The organism is Providencia sp. PROV122, assembly GCF_028482365.1.
GTDB classification, from domain to species: Bacteria; Pseudomonadota; Gammaproteobacteria; order Enterobacterales; family Enterobacteriaceae; genus Providencia; species Providencia stuartii.
This window is the reverse complement of the sequence record NZ_JAMPQI010000007.1, coordinates 22113-44309: the sequence shown is the minus strand read 5'-3', so window position 1 is coordinate 44309 and position 22197 is coordinate 22113. Positions and strand designations below refer to the sequence as shown.

21 protein-coding genes are annotated in these 22197 nt (G+C 41.3%); 7 read left to right on the top strand and 14 right to left on the bottom strand.

Annotated features, from left to right (window positions below; all coding sequences use genetic code 11):
• The first annotated feature begins 100 nt into the window (after window positions 1-100).
• The gene (locus tag PSE69_RS06340) at window positions 101-541 is read left to right on the top strand and encodes a GNAT family N-acetyltransferase (RefSeq protein ID WP_004918344.1); all 441 of its coding nucleotides are present in this window, start codon (window positions 101-103) and stop codon (window positions 539-541) included.
• Between the two features lie 13 nt (window positions 542-554).
• Window positions 555-1103, top strand: a complete 549-nt coding sequence (locus PSE69_RS06335) for a GNAT family N-acetyltransferase (RefSeq protein ID WP_080998005.1) — start codon at window positions 555-557, stop codon at window positions 1101-1103.
• A 10-nt stretch (window positions 1104-1113) separates the two neighbouring features.
• Here PSE69_RS06335 and PSE69_RS06330 read toward each other — a convergent pair whose 3' ends face one another.
• From PSE69_RS06330 to PSE69_RS06300, 7 genes are all read right to left on the bottom strand, one after another.
• Window positions 1114-1572: a YbaK/EbsC family protein gene (locus PSE69_RS06330; protein ID WP_036943686.1), complete on the bottom strand. Its 459-nt coding sequence runs from the start codon at window positions 1570-1572 to the stop codon at window positions 1114-1116.
• A 127-nt stretch (window positions 1573-1699) separates the two neighbouring features.
• Window positions 1700-2380, bottom strand: a complete 681-nt coding sequence (locus tag PSE69_RS06325; protein WP_183124475.1) for a hypothetical protein — start codon at window positions 2378-2380, stop codon at window positions 1700-1702.
• Window positions 2381-2484: 104 nt separating this feature from the next.
• The gene (gene fdnI / locus PSE69_RS06320; protein ID WP_004918336.1) at window positions 2485-3138 is read right to left on the bottom strand and encodes a formate dehydrogenase-N subunit gamma; all 654 of its coding nucleotides are present in this window, start codon (window positions 3136-3138) and stop codon (window positions 2485-2487) included.
• Complete coding sequence (gene fdxH / locus PSE69_RS06315; protein WP_004918334.1) at window positions 3131-4012, bottom strand: formate dehydrogenase subunit beta; 882 nt, start codon at window positions 4010-4012, stop codon at window positions 3131-3133. Before fdxH ends, fdnI begins: the two co-directional genes overlap by 8 nt.
• Window positions 4013-4024: 12 nt before the next feature.
• Complete coding sequence (fdnG, locus tag PSE69_RS06310) at window positions 4025-7072, bottom strand: formate dehydrogenase-N subunit alpha (RefSeq protein WP_102780659.1); 3048 nt, start codon at window positions 7070-7072, stop codon at window positions 4025-4027.
• 533 nt (window positions 7073-7605) lie between these two features.
• The gene (locus tag PSE69_RS06305; RefSeq protein WP_014657996.1) at window positions 7606-7929 is read right to left on the bottom strand and encodes a YnfA family protein; all 324 of its coding nucleotides are present in this window, start codon (window positions 7927-7929) and stop codon (window positions 7606-7608) included.
• A gap of 28 nt (window positions 7930-7957) precedes the next feature.
• Window positions 7958-8863, bottom strand: a complete 906-nt coding sequence (locus tag PSE69_RS06300) for a LysR family transcriptional regulator (protein ID WP_004918324.1) — start codon at window positions 8861-8863, stop codon at window positions 7958-7960.
• A gap of 97 nt (window positions 8864-8960) precedes the next feature.
• Between PSE69_RS06300 and PSE69_RS06295 the strand changes: the two genes are divergently transcribed.
• Window positions 8961-9401: a PACE efflux transporter gene (locus PSE69_RS06295; RefSeq protein WP_004918323.1), complete on the top strand. Its 441-nt coding sequence runs from the start codon at window positions 8961-8963 to the stop codon at window positions 9399-9401.
• Window positions 9402-9865: 464 nt separating this feature from the next.
• On the opposite strand, the gene PSE69_RS06290 is transcribed toward PSE69_RS06295, so the two are convergent.
• Both PSE69_RS06290 and ascF read right to left on the bottom strand, forming a co-directional pair.
• Window positions 9866-11296, bottom strand: coding sequence for a 6-phospho-beta-glucosidase (locus tag PSE69_RS06290; protein WP_121874521.1), 1431 nt, complete (start codon window positions 11294-11296; stop codon window positions 9866-9868).
• A 43-nt stretch (window positions 11297-11339) separates the two neighbouring features.
• Window positions 11340-12779, bottom strand: coding sequence for a PTS cellobiose/arbutin/salicin transporter subunit IIBC (ascF, locus tag PSE69_RS06285; RefSeq protein WP_036943678.1), 1440 nt, complete (start codon window positions 12777-12779; stop codon window positions 11340-11342).
• A gap of 356 nt (window positions 12780-13135) precedes the next feature.
• Here ascF and PSE69_RS06280 point away from each other — a divergent pair, with 356 nt between their 5' ends.
• Window positions 13136-14149 carry a LacI family DNA-binding transcriptional regulator gene (locus tag PSE69_RS06280; protein WP_121874522.1) on the top strand — a complete coding sequence of 338 codons (1014 nt, stop codon included), beginning with the start codon at window positions 13136-13138 and terminating at the stop codon, window positions 14147-14149.
• A 220-nt stretch (window positions 14150-14369) separates the two neighbouring features.
• Here the strand turns inward: PSE69_RS06280 and PSE69_RS06275 are convergent, their stop codons facing one another.
• The 5 genes from PSE69_RS06275 to PSE69_RS06255 form a co-directional block, all read right to left on the bottom strand.
• A complete protein-coding gene (locus PSE69_RS06275; protein ID WP_014657992.1) occupies window positions 14370-14633 on the bottom strand; it encodes a DUF2798 domain-containing protein in 264 nt (87 codons plus the stop codon).
• Window positions 14634-14876: 243 nt separating this feature from the next.
• Window positions 14877-15413, bottom strand: coding sequence for an aminoglycoside N-acetyltransferase AAC(2')-Ia (aac(2')-Ia, locus tag PSE69_RS06270; RefSeq protein WP_004918308.1), 537 nt, complete (start codon window positions 15411-15413; stop codon window positions 14877-14879).
• 102 nt (window positions 15414-15515) lie between these two features.
• Complete coding sequence (locus PSE69_RS06265; RefSeq protein ID WP_223854719.1) at window positions 15516-16103, bottom strand: YcxB family protein; 588 nt, start codon at window positions 16101-16103, stop codon at window positions 15516-15518.
• Between the two features lie 166 nt (window positions 16104-16269).
• Window positions 16270-17283: a LacI family DNA-binding transcriptional regulator gene (locus tag PSE69_RS06260; protein WP_004918303.1), complete on the bottom strand. Its 1014-nt coding sequence runs from the start codon at window positions 17281-17283 to the stop codon at window positions 16270-16272.
• A 75-nt stretch (window positions 17284-17358) separates the two neighbouring features.
• A complete protein-coding gene (locus tag PSE69_RS06255; RefSeq protein WP_004918301.1) occupies window positions 17359-17910 on the bottom strand; it encodes a D-lyxose/D-mannose family sugar isomerase in 552 nt (183 codons plus the stop codon).
• 211 nt (window positions 17911-18121) lie between these two features.
• On the opposite strand from PSE69_RS06255, the gene PSE69_RS06250 reads away from it, so the two are divergent.
• From PSE69_RS06250 to PSE69_RS06240, 3 genes are read left to right on the top strand one after another with little or no spacing between them, the layout of a single operon-like run.
• Window positions 18122-19159, top strand: a complete 1038-nt coding sequence (locus PSE69_RS06250; protein ID WP_040132983.1) for an NAD(P)-dependent alcohol dehydrogenase — start codon at window positions 18122-18124, stop codon at window positions 19157-19159.
• A gap of 3 nt (window positions 19160-19162) precedes the next feature.
• Entirely contained in the window at window positions 19163-20674 is a 1512-nt protein-coding gene (xylB, locus tag PSE69_RS06245) for a xylulokinase (RefSeq protein ID WP_004918297.1), read from the top strand.
• Window positions 20671-22173 (top strand): sugar ABC transporter ATP-binding protein, encoded by a 1503-nt coding sequence (locus PSE69_RS06240; RefSeq protein ID WP_121874524.1) that lies wholly within the window; start codon window positions 20671-20673, stop codon window positions 22171-22173. Before xylB ends, PSE69_RS06240 begins: the two co-directional genes overlap by 4 nt.
• Window positions 22174-22197: the final 24 nt, after the last annotated feature.

Genomic DNA, 22197 nt, shown 5'->3' with positions numbered 1-22197 from the left:
AGGATAAATACGCTATTTCTATGAAAGCTATTTTAAAATTGCGCTACGGCATATTAATCAATACACTCAAAGAAACGACATTGGGCTAAAGGCATCATTCATGGGTATTCAACCTGCTACTCCTGCACAATACCAGCAAATTATGGCTGTTTGGGAGTCATCCGTCAGAGCAACGCACGATTTTTTACCTGAAAATATATTACAGACGTTAAAAGTGGCAATCCGTGAACAATATCTTCCCCAATTGGCAACTTATGTCTCAATAGATGAAAATAACCAAATAAGTGGGTTTATTGGCGTTGATCAACATAAACTTGAAATGTTATTTATTTCAGCGGCTCATCGGGGTAAAGGAATAGGTAAACAACTCCTCAATTTTGCCATAAAAGAGCTGGGCATTAATGAAGTTGATGTCAATGAGCAGAATCCACAGGCTGTTGGTTTCTACCAACATATGGGGTTTACACAATTTGCTCGTTCTGAAACGGATGGTGAAGGTAACCCCTTCCCCATTCTCCACATGCAATTAACCACAAAATAATACAAGGTTTCACATGTCAATCATAGAACTTGAAACGCCTCGCTTACGTTTAAGACGCTGGGCCGAACAAGATAAAGAGCGTTTTTTTGATATGAATAGTTCACCGGAGGTAATGCGCTACTTCCCTTCGGTATTAAATAAATCACAAAGTGATCAAATGATGGACACGATTATGGAACGATTTGCCACCCAAGGAGGATGGGGCATATGGGCCGTTGAATTAAAATCGAACCATTCACTGATTGGGTTTGTTGGATTAAATATTCCAGAATATCCGCTTCCTTGCTCCCCTTGCACAGAAATCGCATGGCGATTACTTCCGCAATATTGGCGGCAAGGCTATACAACAGAGGCGGCCAAGACTGTTATCCAATTCGCTTTTAATCAACTTAAACTAAAAGAAATTGTCGCATTCACTGCGGTCGCCAATACCCCTTCTGAAGGCGTGATGAAAAAATTAGGGATGACCAAGGAGGCTGAAAACTTCGCTCATCCAGCACTCCCTGAAGGCCATTGGCTACAAGAACATGTGTTATATCGCCTACAAAACCCTTATTTGTAAATCGATACAACTATTGGCAAATATCTATCCAAGCACCTTTGGTCAGCTCGAGCATCCGTTGAGGCGATATTCTCAGCGCACTGTTTACAGAGCCAGCAGCAGGCAGTACCTCACTGTATTGTTGCAATGAAATATCGCAATATACAGGGAGTTCGGAAGGCAAACCAAATGGACAAACACCCCCAACAGGGTGACTGGTTAGCTCTACCACCTCATCGGCTCTGAGCATTCTCGCTTTCGAGCCTAAAGCCTGTTTAACCTTTTGGTTATCTAATCGAGCTTCTCCAGCACAAACCACAAGCACAACCTCATTTTTCACTTTCAATGATAAGGTTTTCGCTATTTGGTTAGGCTCAACATTATGAACGATGGCAGCTTGCTCAACGGTAGCCGTCACGCCATCGGTTTCAATAATGTCGATATCCGGCGCATGTTGAGCCATAAAGCGTCTAACAGATTCAATACTCATAGTCGTACTCTTTTATTGTTGTTTGCAAGTGATTGTTAATGTATGTCGCTGACTTCGCTCCGATAATTGAAGTCGCTGTTCTAAGCTATGCTGCTTTTTATGTTTGTTTTTCAGAAAAAGTGCTGTTTCAGTTCAATGGGTCACACGCACATTGATTTGCTGAATAACGAAGCGCAAGGTTTATATGGTGATACAGTTCATTGGTTAACCTATCATATTCTGCTTCTAACCCTTTTTCATAAGCTAAAAATGGGGATGAATCATTCCATGACCCCATACCACCGAATACCCAAGCGCCACATGCCACATCAAATAATCGTTCACAAAGCATCTCATTATCTTCAACTGGCTTTTGGAGTTTTTCTGCTTGCGATTTAAAAATAGCAGCAAATCCTGTTTCACCGATTTGTTCAGCTAATTGTTCAATTTTTTGCAGCGTCAGCAAAAATGCCTGCAAGTTATTCCCTTCATTTTGCAATGATGACAGAGATTGCTCTGATACTGTCTCAACAAATATGGCACTTTCATCTGCCCATTCTAAAGTTAAAACTATTGAAGTAGGCTTATCGCAAGTGATGACGATTTGTTGCTGTTGATTAAAATAGTATTGGCTGTTTCTTGTTATATTTAAATAACGGCGTAACTGTTCGATAAAATCATCCACCTGAGTTTCTCGGATAACTTCTGCGCCTTGTTGGTTACATAAAACCCAATATTTCACATAAGACATTTTACGTAATAATGAACGGTCTTTTTCTCGTTTTAATGCTCGAACGGAACAGTAAGCAATATATTGGTCAGCCCGCATGTTTTTTTCCTCTGCATATGCACGAACCATTAACACTAACAAAAAAATCGCCAAAAAAAAGCCACCGCATTATTGCAGTGGCTTTGAATTAAAAATGGAAAGCGTTACGATTTGTTTTTTTCCGTTTCCGCCTCTTTTGCTTCAATTTCTCGATACCAGCGAGGGTGATGTTTTTTCGCCCAACGACGACTGACTTTCCCTTCAATCATCCCCTTAATCGAGCCTTTAACCCAAAATGCCATATACATATGGATCAGAATAGCGTGAATTAAGATGATTGCCGCCGCCGCATGGATAAATAAACTCCAGCGTACTAACCACATTGGGAATAAATGCGCAAAATATGGACGCCAGATAATGATCCCTGTTGCTAAGAGTACAAAAATCATACTCATGATGCTCCAGAACATCATTTTTTGTCCTGCGTTATATTTGCCTACATCTGCAACATGGTGCTCGTTACCTTTAAGAACCTCCACAATGTTCTTGATCCAAGGTAAATCTTGTTTATCTGGAATGTTATGTTTTACAAAACGGAAAAACATAAACATCAACACCACAAAGATTAATACGCCAAAGAATGGATGTAGGATCCGCCCCATTTGTGGTGTACCAAAGGTTTCAGTCAACCATTGCAATGTTGGGAAAAAGAGCGCTATCCCAGACAAAGCAACTAAAAAGAAGCAGATAACCACGGTCCAGTGGCATGCTCGGTCAATAAACTTTGTCCGAACAATCATTTTGCTCTTTTTACTCATGACCATCTTCCTCCTCTTCATCATCCACTTCTTTATTAGGGCCAACTCCAACATAGTGGAAAATCAACCCTGCAAAAGTGGCAATAAAGCCGACTACTGAAAGTGGTTTCAAGACTGCCTTCCACAAGTTAATCGGTGTATCAATTTGTGGATCCTTTGGTAACCCATGATATAACTCTGGATTATCCGCATGTTGGAGTACATACATCACATGTGTACCGCCCACGCCTTTAGGGTCGTAGATCCCTGCGTTTTTAAAACCACGTTTTTGTAGTTTATCGACACGCTCAGAGGCATATTCCAACATCTCTTTTTTAGTACCGAAATGAATAGCCCCTGTTGGGCAGGTTTTCACACAGGCTGGCTCTTGGCCTACCGCGACTCTATCCACACACAAAGTACATTTATAAACTCGATTATCTTTCGGGTTTAAACGAGGAATATTAAATGGGCATCCCGCAATACAATAACCACAACCGATACAGTGCTCAGATTGGAAATCCACAATACCATTTGCATATTGGATAATAGCGCCTGCTGAAGGGCAAGATTTTAAACAACCAGGATCCGTACAGTGCATACAGCCATCTTTACGGATAAGCCATTCTAACTTGCCATTTTCAGTCGTTTCGCTAAAACGCATCACTGTCCATGACTTAGCGCTCAAATCCAGAGGGTTGTCATAAACCCCCACACAATGGCCGACCTCATCACGAATGTCGTTCCATTCCGAACACGCCACCTGACAGGCTTTACAACCAATACAGGACGTTACATCAATGAGTTTCGCAACTTCAAACTTGTCATCACGCGCTTGTGGTGGAGGCGTAATACTGTTGGTCGCGGAACGTTTAATAATGTCTTGAGATTGCATTCGTTCCCTCCCTTACGCCTTCTCTATATTAACCAAAAACGCTTTATACTCAGGTGTCTGAGAGTTTGCGTCACCAACGGATGGTGTTAACGTATTCGTAATGAAGCCTTTTTGCGTTGCACCTTCAAAGCCCCAGTGGATCGGTACCCCAACCGTTTCTATCGGTTTACCATCGACCATCAACGTTTGTAAGCGCTGTGTCACAACGGCTACTGCTTTAATGAAGCCACGTTGACTGCTCACTTTGACTCTATCGCCATTTGCAATACCTTTTGCCTTCGCCAAGGTTTCACTGATCTCAACGAATTGTTCAGGCTGCACAATCGCATTTAAACGCGCATGCTTCGTCCACGTATGGAAATGCTCCGTTAAGCGGTAAGTCGTTCCGACATAAGGGAACTGCTCATGGTTTCCAAGGCGCTTTTTATCGTCCTCAAAAATACGTGCCGCTGGGTTAGAAACGACATTTGGATGTAGCGGGTTCGTACCTAATGGGGTTTCAAACGGCTCATAATGTTCAGGGAATGGCCCTTCCGCCATTTTATCAATTGCAAATAGACGGCCTAAGCCTTCAGGTTGCATGATAAATGGCCCAGTACCGACTTCAGGTGCCGAAGCATTAAAGTCAGGAATATCATTACCGACCCATTTTTTCCCATTCCACTCGATCAACATCCGTTTTTTATCCCATGGCTTACCTTGTGTATCACAAGATGCACGGTTATAAATCACGCGGCGATTCAATGGCCATGCCCACGCCCAACCTAATGTATTTCCGAGTCCTGATGGGTCACTGTTATCACGGTTTGCCATCTGGTTCCCTTTTTCGGTCCAGCAACCAGTATAAATCCAGCAAGACGAGGCCGTAGAGCCGTCATCGCGTAACAGCGCGAACGAGCTAAGCAGTTCACCTTTTTTGGCTTGCAAATTACCGTCAGCATCATACAAATCGACCAATGCAACGCCATTGTTCTCTTTCGCAACTTCTTCTGATTCAGGATGGAATTGGCGTTTGTAATCCCAACGCATCTGCATTAATTGATCACGACCTTTCCCGCCTTCTTGCTCATAAAGCTCGCGGATTTTATATAAAATACCGGTTAAGATCTGGCCGTCATTACGTGCTTCACCCGGTGCGTCTGCTGCCTTCCAGTGCCATTGCAACCAACGGCCTGAGTTAGCAATCGAACCATCTTCTTCGGCGAAACAGGTTGATGGCAAACGGAACACTTCAGTTTGGATAGATGCCGTATCAACGTCATTCATCTCACCATGGTTTTGCCAGAAATTAGCCGTTTCCGTCACCAAAGGGTCAACAATAACTAAGTACTTCAATTTACTTAAGCAGCTAACTACTTTGTTCTTGTCCGGGAACGATGCAACAGGGTTAAAACCTTGGCAAATATAGCCATTAACTTGATCTTTACTCATCATGTCAAAATACTTCATGACATCATAAGCCTGATCCCATTTTGGCAACCAATCATAGCCCCATTGATTATCTTTTTGCGCAGCATCACCATAGAAAGACTTCATCAAACTGACAAAGAATTTTGGATAGTTACTCCAATAGTTAACCTGATTTGGCAACGTTGCTTTTGGTGTATTAGCAGCTAAATAGCTATCTACTGTCACCATTTTTTCAGAAGGCAAAGTGAGATATCCCGGTAGACTTGTTGATAACAAACCGAGATCCGTCAGCCCTTGAATATTTGAGTGACCACGCAGCGCATTCACCCCACCACCAGCCATACCCATATTGCCGAGCAGCAATTGGATCATCGCCATAGTACGAATATTTTGTGCACCAACAGTATGTTGAGTCCAACCTAACGCATATAAAAACGTTGTTGTTCTATCGGCAGCGCTGGTTGAAGCCAAAATTTCGCAGACTTTTAAAAAGTCATCTTTTGGTGTACCACAAATTTGTTCGACGATTTCGGGTGTATAACGAGAAACGTGCTGTTTGAGCAAATTCCATACACAACGAGGATGTTGTAAAGAGTCATCACGCAACGCATGACCATTTTCATCAAATTGATAGTTCCACGTGGTCTTATCATAAGCGCGTTTTTCCGCGTTATAACCACTAAATAGACCATCTTCAAAGCTGAAATCATCCCTTACCAAGAGTGCCGCATTGGTATAGTGTTGTACGTACTCTTTATTAATTTTGTTATTTTCTATCAGATACAGTAGTACCCCAGACAAGAAGGTAATGTCAGTACCTGAGCGAATAGGCACATAGTGATCAGCCACTGATGCCGTACGCGTAAAACGTGGATCAATGACAATCAGTGTGGCATCGTTGTTATTTTTCGCTTCAATTGCCCAGCGGAATCCAACAGGATGTGCTTCCGCAGCATTTCCGCCCATCACAACGACGACATTAGCATTTTTGATATCAACCCAGTGGTTGGTCATCGCACCGCGACCAAATGTTGGAGCAAGACTTGCTACCGTTGGTCCGTGTCAGACACGCGCTTGGTTATCAACCGCTAACATCCCGAGGGAGCGTGCAAATTTCTGAGTTAACATACCGGTTTCGTTGCTCGCCGCAGATGCACAAAGCATCCCTGTCGATAACCAACGATTTACCGTTGTTCCTTGTTCATTTTTTTCGATGAAATTTGCGTCTCGGTCATCTTTCATTAACCGAGCAATACGGGTGAAAGCTTCATCCCAACTTATACGCTGCCATTTATCAGAGCCTGGTGCGCGATATTCAGGATAACGTAGTCGATTTTCACTATGGATGTAATCAAGTAGACCCGCCCCTTTAGGACATAAAGCTCCACGGTTAACAGGATGATCAGGATCTCCTTCAACATGGAAAATAGCGGATTTAGCATTCATGGCACCATCGCCCATGCTATAGATTAATAATCCACACCCTACAGAACAGTAAGTACAAGTATTACGAGTCTCTTTAGACCGTAGTAATTTATATTCACGTACATTGGCCATTGCCGTTGCTGGCATAAAACCTAACGCTGCTACAGTAGTACCTGCCATCCCGCCGGCACAGATTTTAAAAAACTTTCTGCGACTGACGTTCATTGCTTCCCTCTTTATATTTATTGTCATTACCCTAAATAATCCAAGCATGCGATAGGTGGCTAACAACGCTATTTCGAGACAAAGATAAATTCTATAACTCGAATTAATCGGTGCAGTCCAACACTAAGCAACTTGAAACAAAATGGGTATAAGTCGGTCGCAGAATATCAGCGTATGATAATTATATATTGCCTAAAATCAATGAATGTGAAAATAAAAGGTAAATTAATATTAACTGAGTAGTTAATCTCCAATTAAATATACTACCAATAGAGTAGCCATTTTAAATATTGATACAGATCAATTAACGATAAATTTATAAATTGCAAAAATACAATTCAGATCAAAATATAAAAACCACAAGACCAAACAAAAATAAAACTTAAACCAAATAACGCGCTATTTATCATTATTATTAAATTTAACTTTAGGAATACGTAATTTTACTTTAATTCAAATAATCATCCAACTAAAAACAAAAATCCCTTTTCATTAATAAGCGTTAACTAATTATATTAATTTAAAATTAAACGCTATTTCCAACCACTAATAATAATACCAGCACCAATAAATACTACTACAGCCCCCACCCAGTCCGTTGTGTTTAATGATACACCATCGACTATACGCAACCATATCAATGCAGTTGCAATATAGATCCCCCCATATGTTGCATAAATTCGCCCACTTGCTTCAGGATGGAGCGTCAGCAACCAAACAAACAACATTAAACATAGTGCAGCAGGCAAAAGTAACCATGCACCACCTTGCTTTTTCATCCATAAATACGGGAAATAGCAACCTGCAATCTCAGCTAGCGCCGTTAAAAAGAATAAACCAATAATGTTTAGTGACATAAAAGTATTCTCTACATTAGAACCGTTTTCAAACACGGGAAGATTGCATTAATTGATTATTTGCCTTTAATAATTCAATACATTCCTGTGCACCACGCTTTAACACCTGACCTTTCAAGCAAACAATATGTATCGGTAGCTCTAAGCCATTCGGCGTATTTTTAAACTCTAATCGTTTCAGTGAACCCTGCTGTAATTTATCTTTAATTAAAGAGAGGGGTAAATTTCCCCATCCCATTCCAGCTTCAACTAATCCCAATGCCATTGAAAAATTATCTGTTCGCCAATAATTAGTCGCAACTACAGCACGAATATCGCTGAGCTGATGCTGAAAACTAGTAATAATTATTTGACGAGTTTGCACGAGATCTTCCATATATAAGGAAGCTGAATGCCCAATTGATGGATGTTTTGATGAGATGGTTGCGACTAAAGACTCATAGCCAATACAGTGAAACTGCTCTTGTGAATTGACCGATATACCACCAAATGCAATGGCTAATTGAATATGATTTTGATGCAATAAAGGTAAAATATCATCTTGAGGCGCGGTCATTAATTCCACATGCATTAATGGGTAGCGCTGACTCAATATTTTTAGCGCATCAAATAATAAATCAGGGTTAATTCCTTCCGCAATTCCAATCGTTAACGTACTTTCTACCCCTTGAGTCAACTCGCGAGAAAATACATTCAACTGCCATAGATTATCCACAATATTACGTGCATAAGGTGCTAAGGCCAGCGCTTTTTCGGTTGGTTTAGGCTCCCTTGTATGCCTTTCAAACAGCAAAAAGCCCAACTCCGCCTCTAAATTGGCGATAGCCATACTCACCGCGGACGGCACACGGTGTAATGCCCTTGCCGCTGCTGAAAAAGATCCTTTTTCTAATACCGTTAAAAAGATCATTAAATTATCACTGTTAAATGGCATCTCTAACCTTTCAATAATATTGATAGTAGCTGACTTTTATTATCATCAATCTTGATTTAATTTACCAGACCTGACGACACAGTAAATGAGATAAAACATGCAAGGTATTAAGCGTAAAATTGTTTTTATCACCGCCTATGAAGTGATTGGCTGGGTGATTTCATCATTAGCACTCGCATTTCTTTCGGGGAATTCAGCGGGTACAACTGGGCCATTGGCTTTGGTAATAACCACTATCGCCGTTAGTTGGAACTTTATTTTCAATGTCGCTTTTGAATATTGGGAATCCAAACAGAAATCCCGAATTCGCACATTTCGCCGCCGGTTTGCCCATGCGGTTTTATTTCAATTAACCTTGGTGATCTTTCTAATTCCATTGATTGCTTGGTGGCTATCAATTAGCTTGTTACAAGCTCTGATATTGGATTTTGCTTTAATTATTTTTATCCCTATCTACACATTCTTTTTTAATTGGGCCTTTGACAAGATATTTGGGCTTCCGGCATCTGCCTTGCCGCAACAGGAGCACAGTCATTAATGAGCTAACTCAAATAGCCATCCTAAATAAGGATGGCTATTTGGTTGTTGACGAAATAGTTAGAATAACCCGCAAACACTAGCCAATCATATTATCATTCACTGACCATCCCATCATTACTCCACCCACTTCTTCAATAGAGTGACTGTTGTCGTTCAAACAATGCCGCTTTCTACCTTCCAGCCAACTGAATGAGAGAGCGTTTTCCCTTCCTTTGAAGCGGATAACATTCCTCGCTGGTAACATGCCTCCATGATTTCATGGGTATACAGAATCAAACTCGCGCAATTCCTTGGCGACGATAACTTTGATCAACAACCATCGCTTCAAGGTAATTCACCGAAATGAGGCCATCATGAATTACCCTATTTCTCTGTAACGGTCATAAATGACTTTTTTGGCTACACTAGAACGTTTTTACCGTTTTAATAGCCCCTAGTTAAACACTGAACTAGGGGATTCTGTTATTCCAGATCCTCCCCATGACTCGCGATGACTTTTTGATACCAGTAGAAGGATTTTTTTTTCTTTCGTTCACGTGTTCCCCTACCTTGATCGTCAAGATCAACATAAATAAAGCCATAGCGTTTACTTAATTCCCCAGTGGACGCAGCAACCAAATCAATACAAGACCATGCTGTGTAGCCGATTACCGGAATACCATCCCCAATAGCCTCAGCCATAGCACGAATATGGCTACGTAAGTAGCTAATCCGATAATCATCATTAATTTCGCCGTCTTCCGTCACTTCATCTTTTGCACCGAACCCATTTTCGACTAAAAAAAGTGGTTTTTGATAACGGTCATACATCATATTCATCGTGATACGTAAGCCCAAGGGATCGATACCCCATCCCCAATCACTAACCTTGATATAGGGGTTTTTCAAGGACTTAACGACGTTGGCTTCGCTGCTATTCTGCTCGCTCATTTCTGCGGAAGTGCAACGGGAAGTGTAGTAACTAAAAGAGACAAAATCGACGGTATTGGTGAGAATCGCTTCATCTTCTGGCTCTACAACAAGCGAAATGTTCTTCTCTTTAAATAAGCGAGTTGCATAAGCTGGATAATATCCACGTACCTGTATATCCGTGAAAAAGAGGTTCTCGCGATCTTTATTCAGTGCCGCCCATACATCATCAGGACGACATGACCAAGGATAAAATCCCCCTCCAGCTAACATACAGCCAACTTGGTTGTCAGGATTAACTTCATGCGCAATACATGTCGCTAAAGCGCTGGCCACTAACACATGATGAGCCGCCTGATATTTAACCTGTTCAGGATCTTCATCAGCCTTGAAAACAAGCCCTGCGGCAGAAAAAGGGCTGTGCAGCATAATGTTGATTTCATTGAAAGTAAGCCAGTACTTTACTAAGCCATTAAACTCTTCGAAACAGGTTCGCGCGTAGCGGCTAAAAAAATCCACCATTTTTCGGTTACGCCATGAACCATACTCAGTCACCAAGTGCATGGGAACATCGAAGTGGCATAAAGTAACGAGTGGCTCAATATTGTATTTCTTACACTCATTAAACAGATCACGATAGAAAGCAATGCCTTCAGCATTAGGCGCCAACTCATCACCATTAGGATAAAGCCGACTCCATGCGATGGACGTTCTAAACACACTAAAGCCCATTTCCGCGAACAGTGCGATGTCTTCTTTATAGTGATGATAAAAATCAATAGATTGGTGACTGGGGTAATATTCATCCTTACGTAAGCTATAGCGTTGTTCCAACCCCAGTTTAACCGGCATCCGATGACTACCATAAGGGATCATGTCCACCGTGGTCAGCCCTTTTCCACTTTCACGGTATGCTCCCTCAGCTTGATTGGCTGAGATAGCTCCCCCCCAAAGGAAATTCTTGGGGAATTTTGCTGTGGACATACGTGTTTCTCCTGGTTTATTCATTCACTCAGATAATTATTTGTTACGAACGAGATAAAGCCTGTGCTACCTGTTTTGGTTTATCATCCTGTTTTTCAACAGGAATATCTTCAAACCCAAGAAGCAGTGTCACAATAAATGACATTACCACCGACAAGATCATGACTCCAAATACCCAAACGATACTCATCGGATTTTGTGGATCAAAAAACTGTACGCTGGTGAATAGACCCGGAGCGGCCATAGAGTGACTTGCTAAACCACCGATTCCAGCAATTGCACCACAGAAAAATCCAGTGATTAAACAAGCGATTAAAGGTTTCTTAAGACGTATTACTACGCCATACAGTGCAGGCTCTGTGATCCCGGCGACAATCGCTGAGGCCGCAGCGGCAAGTGCCGTCTGACGTAATTCAGGGTTTTTCGTCCGCCAAGCAACCGCCAGCGATGAGCCACCCAATGAGAGGTTGGCACCAATTTCAGATGGCATCACCATGCCTTCTTTTCCTGTCTCAGCAATTGTCTGAATAATGGTTGGAGTAAATACTCGATGCATACCCGTCATGACAAGCAGTGGCCAAATAGCTCCCATAATGGCGACAGATAACCAACCAAGATAGTCATGAATAGTGTAAACCAGCGCTGAAATGCCACTCCCAATCCAGACCCCCATCGGCCCAATCAGGATAATGGCAATCGGCGAAGCTATCAGCACAATGAGCATCGGTTTAAGGAAATTTTTTGTAACCGCAGGGGTGATTTTATCAATCCACTTTTCAATATAAGAGAGGATCCAAGTCATGCATAATGCAGGGATCACAGTATAGGTGTATTTTACTGGAGTAATTGAAATTCCAATAAAATCGACAGGTTGACCTTGCGCTGCTTTAGCCATTAATTCAATAAATGCTGGATGCACCAACACCCCTGAAATAGCAATGGCGAGCGACATATTGGTTTTGAATTTCAGTGCAGCAGAGGCGGCAACCATAATCGGTAAGAAGAAAAATGCCCCATCACCAATGACATTGAGCAAAATAAATGTGGAGGAACTTTTTGTCAGAATACCAGACATCTCGAGGATCATGGCCAGTAATTTTACCATTGACGCGCCAATAATCGCAGGGATCAGCGGTGACATCGTGCTGATTAAAGCATCGAGAATACCGCTTCCTACACGGCGAAAGGACCAGCTTTTTTTAGCGATAAGTTGAGTTTCCTGCACAGCTCCTTCTGGTAGCAACTTGATCACTTGCTCATAAACCTTTGAAACTGTATTACCAATGATGATCTGATACTGTAAGTCCATCTTCACTACACCCAGCACACCATCGATACTTTTTAAGCGTGCAAGGTCAACAGGCTTATCGCTTTTCAATACAAGCCGCAGACGGGTCATACAGTGAGTAATAGCAGTGATATTTTCACTCCCGCCAATAGCATCAACAATTGCACGGGAAACAGCCACATAGTTCTTTGACATAATTAAATGCTCTCTTGTAATCACACTTTTCATTCAGCGGTATGCAGCTATACCCGTAACGAATACATATTCTGGTTTTTTGTAAACGCACCTAACCCTATGTATTAATAGATATTTAATATCTTTGCTTAAGTGTTTATATTACTGGGCAACAAATAGGTAACCGGTTACATATAATATTTAATATATTTGAAAGTAGTTCAAGACGTTTATTATTTTAATTGTTTTTATGTGACAGTTTTCACGTAATAGGATTGGGTTTTGGCTGGGATCCGCTTTGGTAGTGACATAGACCTCTGCATCTCCCTATATAAAAGTGTAAAATGATTTTGATATCAATTTGTCAGGATAAAGATATGTCTACAATGCAGGAAGTAGCGAAACGGGCAAACGTATCAAAAGCGACAGTTTCGCGAGTACTATCTGGAAAAGGCTACACCAGCGAGGAGACCAAAGTACGGGTCTATCAAGCCATTGAAGAAACCGGCTATCGTCCTAATTTACTAGCGCGTCACCTTTCAACCAGCAAATCCGCCTGCATTGGTTTGGTGGTGACCAATAATCTTTATCAGGGCAGTTATTTTAATGAAATCCTGTCACAAGCAGCAAAAAAACTAGAGGACAACGGCCGGCAACTGCTCCTTGTTGATGGAAAGCACAGTGCAGAGGAAGAGCATGCTGCGATTCAATTTTTGCTCGGATTGCGTTGTGATGCGATTATTGTTTATTCACGCTTTCTGAGTATTAGCCAGATAGATGAAATCATTGATCAACATACCCAACCGATTATGGTTGTGAACCGTAAACTGAGAAAAAATCACAGTCACTGTGTTGTCTGCGATCATAGGGGCGCCAGTTTTAATGCGACACAGTATCTCATTTCCCGAGGGCATAAAGAAATTGCCTTTATCACTGGTTCAATGGACTCGCCAACCGCGATTGAACGCCTGTCTGGTTATAAAGATGCCTTATCTGCCAATGGTATTGATATTAATGAGTCACTAATTATTTCTGGTCACTGGACACCATCTTGTGGTACTCAGGCCGTAATAAAATTACAGCAGCAAGCGACGCCTTTCACCGCTATTCTAGCCAGTAATGACGATATGGCCATTGGTGCAATCAAAGCGTTGGATGATGCAGGTATAACCGTTCCACACCACGTTTCCGTTATCGGTTTCGATGATATTCCATTAGCCCCCTTCCTAAAACCTACTTTATCCAGCATTAAAGATCCCATAAGTGCAATGATTAATGAGGCGATCCATCGCACTATTTCAATGCTTGATGGTGGCTATTTTTCAAAAGAAAACATCTTTACGTCTGAATTGAAAATAAGGGATTCAGTCGCTGATGGCCCTTATTTGTAGCGACCCACCATTAATCTCGTATGAATTTGGTGGCTATCAATGAGTTTGTTACAAGCTCTGATATTGGATTTGGCTTTAATTATGTGTATCTCTATCTACACATTCTTTATTAATTGAGCCTTTGACAAGATATTTGGCTTACCCAAAACCAGCATTACCACAAGAAGCGCAGATAACTTAATAATACCAATACGCCATCCATCATAAGGATGGCGATTACTTAACTCTTAACAAAAAATAGAGAGAATCTTTTCGCTAGTGGCAGAACGACCAGTACGGTAGGAAAAGCAATTATCCATGATAACATCCAAGAACTTAACCAAGGTGCTAGCATTTCACTATTCAACCCTAACGCTTTAACTGTACTGATTAAAGAAACAATACCACTCATCACTAATGACAAGAAAAAAGGGATCAAAAAGATCAGTGCTCTGGTGGGAAGTTTAGGTATTCCAAAAAGGGTATTTTTATTTTGTGAAGACATCGTGCAGACTCCAAATAAGACGAACACAACAGCATATAACTGTTGCATGACAAGTTATATGCGTTGATTAACGTAAACGCTTACGAGTCCTTAGACTAAAAATCAGCCTGTATTCTATATATAACAATTTTGTTGTCAAACTGGATTACCATTTAATGGTTTTATTTTTATCAATAAAATGAAAACTAACCTAAATATTATTAACAGTAATCCAGAATAATAACGCTATATTATCAATATTGATTACCACTGATCACCGCCACGAAAATCACAGTAAAGCGAAGCGGTAAAATCAACCTCACCATCCGCTTTCCAGCCCATGACTCCGCCTTCTTCTTCAATAGAACGGATATAGCTCCCTTGTTTCAATTCAAACAACTTACCTTTCCAGATTTGCCATCCAACCGAATGATACAATTTTTGTCCATCATCTGAAGCCGACAGCAGCCCTAATTGATAACACGAAGCTATAATTTTATTGGTTTGCAGCATCAATTGCCGCCCAATACCTTGGCGACGATAACTTTGTTCAACTACCATCGCTTCAACATACCCTACAGAGATAGGCGTATTATCTAGGGCCATATGGCGTTGAATAATTGCAACATGACCAACCAATTTTTGTTGATCAAAAGCCATGACGTGCATTCCACCTAAAGTGTGCGCGAAATCGTCATGCGAAAAATCGCCTTCAAAACCTTCAATTAATAAATCGTAAAGCGCTTCTTTTTCACTCAGTGTCAATTGGCTGGTATGCAGACTGCGGTATTCTATGCCCATAAAAACCTATATTAAAGTCGATTAAAGATACCGATACATTATAACGCCATTGAACCACCAAAAAGCGAAACAATCGTGCACTTTTCTTCACTTAACAGCTTATTATGGCACCGTATGTCGCTCGATTTGCTTTTTAATAAACGAATAAAGTTGCTGAAACTCTTCTTGTGAAGAAAACACTCGTGTAGGGAAAATAATAAAATCATTATCTCCAACATGGACAAATACCAAATCTTCTTGCACATCAACCTTGTTAACTCGAGGCCATAACACCTTATACATACTGTTATCTTGGATGAACTCAATAAAATAACGGTTAATTTTAATATGTCTAATATATGTCTCATCGTTTTGCTCTTTGTGTTCATATTTTTTCATAAAATATTTTTCTAACACACTAGAAAGAAGGAGCGCCATCACTGCTATGACAATAAATGCTAGGGCTGTGCCACTCATTCTTTGTAAGCGAGCCATACTCGGGTCTATCTCTGTCGATAACAACAGCAATAATGCAATAGCAAAAAAGAATAATAAACCGATGACAAGACTATACAAGCTTAGATTGGCTATATTAAGGACCCAATGATAGGGTTTAGCCACGCTTATCACTTTGTTTGCTTTTATATACTTTTGTATTTTTCGTATTTCAGAAATAGAAAGTGAAAACTTGATGTCATAACGGTCTTTCATCTCACTAATGCCCCCAAACATTGGCTTTTAGTCTATCTTGGCAAGTATCACTATAGAGATATAAAAATGATATTTCCTCATGAAATATCACCCATAATAGTCTTATTCAGACACGTTAAGTTATGATAACAACAATATTTTCACCATTCTATGAAAGGAAAATTGACTAAACCGTATTGGTGAGTTTACCTCTAACAATAACCTTTGCTGGCTTCGCTGTTTCATCCGATGCCCTTCTCACCGCCATGTTAATCACTTGCCAAGAGATTTCTTGCAAATCGTGCGAGATACAAGGGAAGTTAAAACCATAAATTGATGAATAAGAGACCTCATCAATACTAAACAGTGAAACATCATCACGTAATGAAATTTGATGCTTAATACAAGCCTTGATGATCCCCAAAGAAATCTGGTTATTACAGCCGACAAAGAAATCAGGGGCACTGTTTTTTTGTAGATAGCTATCCGTCACTTTATAAGCTTCATCCATCAGAAAATCTGCATATAAAATTTCAACCTTATCGACACTTCCTTGTAATGCAGCTTTAAGCCCTGTCACCCTATCCCGTGCGACATTAGAATCTTCGGGTCCTGAAACAATGACAACACTTTTTGCCTCTTGTGACTGTATAAAACGCCCGGCTTGCAAACCACAGTCTAAATTATCAATATAAACACCACTACAGTGCTTAATATCAACTTCTCGGTCGACTAAAATAACAGGGATATTTAGCAGCTCAAGCTGCCGAAAATAATCGGGCTTATAAAAACGATCAGACGAAACCACAGAAAGAATGATGGCGTCAACATTATAGCCTATCAACTTTTCAATGATACGCGCCTCATTTTCCTTTGACTCATAAGAATCAAAAACCAATGTGTCGTACCCTACTTGATAGGCTTCTTGTGTCATCAACTTCGCTAAACCACCAAAAAATGGGTTCCCCATATCGGGGCTAACAATACCAATCGTTTTTGATGACTTAGCACGTAAATTGCGCGCTACGGCATTAACGACATAACCGATTTTGTCTGCCGCCTCTAAAATCCTTTTCAGCGTCTCGGGATGAACTTTATCTGGCTGAGAAAAAGCGCGTGATGCGGTGATTTTGCTGACATTAGCAAGCGCTGCGACATTTTCTAATGTCACTTTCTGTGACTTATGATCGGCCAATTTCATCTCCTTATTAAATTAAGTATCATTTCGTACCATTATAGTATCATTTAATCGTTTCAGTCATGCAAAACCGTAATATTATTCGACCCCTTCTAAACGTCGTACTCTTGGGTCGGTAAAAATATCAAATTCATCACGACTTTCACTTGAGAACTCAGAAACAACCGCTCCCATACTGCCAGCTTTAAACCAATGTAATGTATTAGGTTTTATCGTATACTGCTCTCCCGGTTTGAGTAAAATAAAGCGGTCACACTGATACCACTGCTCATCACCTTCTGGTTTAGGGCAAATCGGTTCCCCCGATTCATTTTTATTCAATGTTAACGAATCATCATCAACAAATAGGTATACTTCCCCCCACCGACAACGAAAAGTTTCTTGCTTACCCATTGAAGAGCCAAACGGTGGATGCCGATGCTCAGGGCAAACCTGATGGGGAAACAGCACCAACTCTTTAGCACAATAACGTTCGCTATTACAATAAGTTAACAGTTGTAAGCCTGAACGTGGATAGTCTGGTAATCCAAAACTGGCGATCTCAATTCGTGCTTTTTCTTCTTCTGTGAGACGGATATGTGCTTTTTCTAGGAAATTAACGACTTGCTGCCGATAGTGTGCTTTATTCATGCTCTGCTCTCCTCAATGATACCGATAACATTATAACGGCATCACCCCCTCAAAAAATGTGATCAGGTAGCCTATTCTTCCGCTTTTGTTTACAAAAATGCCACTCATTTAATGAAACTATAACCTGCGTCACATAAAAATAATAAAATTCGATCTAATATCCGCATCATAAAAATGATATCGATACCATAAAAATGAGCCAGAGGTAATCATGAAAGCATTAGTACTCGAAAAAGCAGGGAAAATTTCTATTCAAGATTGGCAAAGTCCTGAAGTCCTTGGAGAGGATGATGTCGAAATTAAAATTCATACCGTAGGCATTTGCGGTAGTGATGTTCACTACTACCAACATGGTCGTATCGGCCCCTTCGTCGTTGAAAAGCCAATGATTTTGGGCCATGAAGCATCCGGCGTAATTACCGCTGTTGGTAAAAATGTCACTCATCTAAAAGTTGGCGATCGCGTATGTATGGAACCCGGTATTCCTAATTTACAATCCACGCAATCGCGCGCTGGCCTGTACAACCTCGATCCCGCTGTACGCTTTTGGGCGACTCCTCCTGTTGATGGTTGCCTACGCGAGAGCGTTATTCATCCCGCTGCGTTCACTTTTAAATTACCTGAAAATGTCTCTTTTGCTGAAGGCGCAATGGTTGAACCACTCGCTATCGGTATGCAAGCCGCGACCAAAGCTGAAATCAAACCCGGTGATATCGCACTCGTTATTGGTGCGGGAACTATCGGTATTATCACCGCGTTGTCTGCACTCGCTGGCGGCTGTTCAGATGTCATCATCTGTGACCTCTTCGATAAAAAACTGGAAGTCGCTAAACAATATCCAGGCCTACACCCTATCAATAGCAAAGATACTCAAGCTATCGCCGATAAAGTTAATGAACTCACTGAAGGTAATGGGGTGAATGTCTTATTCGAATGCAGCGGAGCGAAAGCGGTGATCGCTAATATCACTGAGCATATGGCACCGGGTGGAACTGCCGTATTAGTTGGTATGCCAATTGATCCTGCGCCTTTAGATATTGTTTCAGCGCAAGCGAAAGAAATTACGTTTAAAACCATTTTCCGTTACGCAAACATGTACCCACGTACTATCCGCCTACTCAGTTCCGGTAAGCTCAACGTAAAACCTTTGTTGTCAGCCACTTATAAGTTTAAAGACAGTGTTGAGGCTTATGAGCGTGCAGCTGAAGGCCGTCCAACCGATATTAAGATTGTGCTGGAAATGGAGTAATACATGACATTGTATGCTGGGATCGATTGCGGTACACAAAGTACCAAAGTCGTTATCGTGGATAGCGAAAGCGCACAAATTTTGGGTGAAGGCTCTGCGCCTCACCCACTCATTAGCGAAGCATCTGGGCGCCGTGAACAGCATGCTTCTTGGTGGACAGACGCACTTGTCAGTGCGTTTCACCAAGCGCTCAATAATGCCAGTATTGATGGTAAAGAGATAGCCGCAATCGCCGTTTCAGGCCAACAACATGGTTTTGTGCCTTTGGATGCCCAAGGCAAAGTGATCGCACCGGTTAAACTGTGGTGTGATACGGAAACAACGGCAGAAAACCAAAAGATCATTGATGCTTTAGGTGGCACTGACGGTGCGTTATCTCAACTCGGACTCATGCCTCAAACAGGTTATACCATTTCTAAAATTTTATGGTTGAAAACTCACCACCCTGAACTTTGGGAACAGTTAGAGACGGTATTACTGCCACATGATTACCTCAATTTTTGGCTAACGGGCGTTCGTGTGGCTGAATTTGGTGATGCATCTGGTACTGGCCTGTTAAATATTCGTACCCGTGAATGGGATGTTCATACCATCAATCTAATTGATGATTCAGGCCGTCTACAACGAGCTTTACCTCCACTTGTCACTGCTGAAACCTGCATTGGCACCGTACTTCCTGAAATCGCCCATAAACTTGGCATTTCGAGCCAAACGAAAGTGGCATCAGGCGGGGGTGACAACATGATGGCTGCAATTGGTACTGGTAATATTATACCGGGTATCATCACCATGAGCTTAGGTACCTCTGGCACACTATTTACCTATTCGAATACACCTGTTGTCGCCGATTCAGAAATGATTGCCGGTTTCTGCTCTTCAACCAATGGTTGGCTGCCTTTGATTTGCACAATGAATGTCACATCAGCCACCACGACGATACAAAAATTTTTGAATCTTGATCTTAATGGTTTTAATCAGGCCTTAGAGCAAACAGAGCCGGGTGCTAATGGGTTACAAATACTGCCATTTTTCAATGGCGAACGTGTTCCTCAACTGCCTCTCGCTAAGGCGAGCATCCATAATATTGATAGTAATAATTTAAATGCACAAAATTTGAGCCTTGCTGTCGTAGAAAGCGCCACTTATGGTTTGCGCTTTGGCATTGATTTATTCCGTAAACAAGGGATACAAACCAACGAAATCCGCCTAACTGGTGGCGGGGCTAAAAGTGCCAAATGGCGTCAAATTGTCGCGAACATTATGAATTCCCCTGTTATTTGTGTGACTAACAGCGAAGCTGCCGCACTGGGAGCGGCTATTCAAGCTGTTTGGTGCGACACCTTAACAGAGCAAGATAATAAAACAGAATTATTAGCAAAAATTTGCCAGCGTTTCGTTCACCTTGATGAGAGCACGCTGGTCAATCCTGATAGTGAAAAAGTTTCTCGCTATGAAGCTTTATATCAAGACTATCTTTCGTTACTCCAAACTGAATATCCAGAGGTGGCTGTATGACAAACTCAGCGGGCATTCAGGCGGATGAACTTTTACATATTACTGGGGTTAAAAAATCGTTTGGGCCAGTCGTTGCGCTGAAAAATGCGCAATTTAGCCTGAAAAAAGGATCTATTCATGCTTTATGTGGCGGCAATGGCGCGGGTAAATCGACCTTTTTAAGTATCCTAATGGGGTTCATTCAGCCTGACTCAGGCGACATTTTTGTGAAAGGAAAACGGTGTCACTTTCATCAACCAAAGGATGCACTCAATGCCGGTATAGCGATTGTTCAACAAGAACTGAGTTCGATTCCTGATCTGACAATTGCAGAGAATATTTGGTTAGGTCGCGAGCCTAAAAAACTCGGTTTCGTTGATTTCAAAAAAATGAATCAACTGACAGCAGATTTAATGGCTGACCTACATTTTGATCTTTCGCCAACAGAAAAAGTGCGCAATCTCAGCGTTGCTGAACAACAACTGGTGGAAATTGCTAAAGCACTTTCTCACTCAAATGCTGACATCATCATTATGGATGAACCAACATCCGCAATAGGTGAAGAGGATGCGCAAAAAATCTTTGATGTGATTACGCGTTTAGCTCAAAAAGGCAAAGGGATTATTTATGTTTCCCACCGCCTATCCGAGATATTCCAAATCGCGGACACTTTTTCGATTTTCCGTGATGGCACATTTATCACTGAAGGGGCGATTGCCGATATTACTCGCGAACAATTAATTGAGCATATTATCGGTGGCGAATTTAAAGATGAATTCGCCAAATTCAACCAACCAACTAATGAAACTATTTTAACTGTCGAACAATTAAATTGGCTCAATAAAATAAAAAATATCAGCCTCACCCTGAAAAAAGGCGAGATCCTTGGAATATATGGGCTGGTTGGGTCGGGCCGTAGTGAGTTTCTTGATCTTATTTTTGGTATTGAACACGCCTCATCGGGAACCATTAAAATTAATGACATCCAATTAGGGAAACACTCCCCTCAAGATGCCATTAAAGCGGGCATTGCTTATGTCACTGAAGACAGGAAAGAAACGGGGTTAATGCTGGGTCGTTCAATTAACGAAAACATTAATATCGCTTCATTCTCTGATATTAGCCGAGCGAGTTTTATCAATGAAAAGAAAGAGCAAGCTCGTGCAGATGACATGATCAAACTCTTCAACATTAAAACACCAGATGCCGATCAACTTGCAGGAAATCTTAGTGGTGGTAACCAACAAAAGGTTGTCTTAGGCCGTTGGGCGCTTCTCGACCCTGAAGTGATGCTACTCGATGAACCAACCCGTGGAATCGATGTGGGAGCCAAAAAAGAAATCTATCGTTATATGTCGGAGTTCGCTTTAAAAGGCAAAGGGATCATCATGGTTTCTTCTGAACTGTCAGAAATTATCGGTATGAGCGACCGCATTATTGTATTCCGTGATGGTGAATTAGCTGGTGAGTTATCGGCAACTGAAGCAACTCAAACAGAATTAATGAAACTTGCTGTTTAATTCAGCACATTGGTTTTTATTCAA

Excerpts from the sequence above, each read along its gene's own strand:
- PSE69_RS06340 (WP_004918344.1), top strand. The coding sequence starts at position 101 with ATGGGTATTCAACCTGCTACTCCTGCACAATACCAGCAAATTATGGCT.
- PSE69_RS06335 (WP_080998005.1), top strand. The coding sequence starts at position 555 with ATGTCAATCATAGAACTTGAAACGCCTCGCTTACGTTTAAGACGCTGG.
- PSE69_RS06330 (WP_036943686.1), bottom strand. The coding sequence starts at position 1,572 with ATGAGTATTGAATCTGTTAGACGCTTTATGGCTCAACATGCGCCGGAT.
- PSE69_RS06325 (WP_183124475.1), bottom strand. The coding sequence starts at position 2,380 with ATGCGGGCTGACCAATATATTGCTTACTGTTCCGTTCGAGCATTAAAA.
- fdnI (WP_004918336.1), bottom strand. The coding sequence starts at position 3,138 with ATGAGTAAAAAGAGCAAAATGATTGTTCGGACAAAGTTTATTGACCGA.
- fdxH (WP_004918334.1), bottom strand. The coding sequence starts at position 4,012 with ATGCAATCTCAAGACATTATTAAACGTTCCGCGACCAACAGTATTACG.
- PSE69_RS06305 (WP_014657996.1), bottom strand. The coding sequence starts at position 7,929 with ATGTCACTAAACATTATTGGTTTATTCTTTTTAACGGCGCTAGCTGAG.
- PSE69_RS06300 (WP_004918324.1), bottom strand. The coding sequence starts at position 8,863 with ATGCCATTTAACAGTGATAATTTAATGATCTTTTTAACGGTATTAGAA.
- PSE69_RS06295 (WP_004918323.1), top strand. The coding sequence starts at position 8,961 with ATGCAAGGTATTAAGCGTAAAATTGTTTTTATCACCGCCTATGAAGTG.
- PSE69_RS06290 (WP_121874521.1), bottom strand. The coding sequence starts at position 11,296 with ATGTCCACAGCAAAATTCCCCAAGAATTTCCTTTGGGGGGGAGCTATC.
- ascF (WP_036943678.1), bottom strand. The coding sequence starts at position 12,779 with ATGTCAAAGAACTATGTGGCTGTTTCCCGTGCAATTGTTGATGCTATT.
- PSE69_RS06280 (WP_121874522.1), top strand. The coding sequence starts at position 13,136 with ATGTCTACAATGCAGGAAGTAGCGAAACGGGCAAACGTATCAAAAGCG.
- PSE69_RS06275 (WP_014657992.1), bottom strand. The coding sequence starts at position 14,633 with ATGTCTTCACAAAATAAAAATACCCTTTTTGGAATACCTAAACTTCCC.
- PSE69_RS06265 (WP_223854719.1), bottom strand. The coding sequence starts at position 16,103 with ATGAAAGACCGTTATGACATCAAGTTTTCACTTTCTATTTCTGAAATA.
- PSE69_RS06260 (WP_004918303.1), bottom strand. The coding sequence starts at position 17,283 with ATGAAATTGGCCGATCATAAGTCACAGAAAGTGACATTAGAAAATGTC.
- PSE69_RS06255 (WP_004918301.1), bottom strand. The coding sequence starts at position 17,910 with ATGAATAAAGCACACTATCGGCAGCAAGTCGTTAATTTCCTAGAAAAA.
- PSE69_RS06250 (WP_040132983.1), top strand. The coding sequence starts at position 18,122 with ATGAAAGCATTAGTACTCGAAAAAGCAGGGAAAATTTCTATTCAAGAT.
- xylB (WP_004918297.1), top strand. The coding sequence starts at position 19,163 with ATGACATTGTATGCTGGGATCGATTGCGGTACACAAAGTACCAAAGTC.
- PSE69_RS06240 (WP_121874524.1), top strand. The coding sequence starts at position 20,671 with ATGACAAACTCAGCGGGCATTCAGGCGGATGAACTTTTACATATTACT.